General features: G+C 68.1%; 1 pseudogene. It reads right to left on the bottom strand.

The features are described 5' to 3' along the window. A pseudogene (locus RNC47_RS37500) lies at positions 1–254 on the bottom strand (DDE-type integrase/transposase/recombinase); the annotation flags it as partial.

The raw sequence follows: 254 nt of genomic DNA, 5'->3' as shown, positions 1-254 counted from the left end.
GGCCAGGCGTTGTCGGTCAGGACCCGCTCGATGCGGTCGATGCCGTTGGCCGCGAAGAACGCAGCGGCTCTGCGGAGGAAGCTGGCGCAGGTGGTGGCCTTCTCGTCGGTGTGGATCTCGCTGTAGGCCAGTCTGGAGTAGTCGTCGACGGCGGAGTGGACGTAGTCGAAGCCGACACCGGTCTTCGCCGCGCGTCCCGCTTGCCGGCCCAGGACTTTGTGGCCGCCGCCGTCGGGGATCCGGCCGAGTTTCTT

Origin of the sequence: Streptomyces millisiae (assembly GCF_031845425.1) — a bacterium.
GTDB lineage: Bacteria > Actinomycetota > Actinomycetes > Streptomycetales > Streptomycetaceae > Streptomyces > Streptomyces millisiae.
Note: the sequence above shows the minus strand (reverse complement) of the source record. Positions and strands in the feature narration are given on the sequence as shown.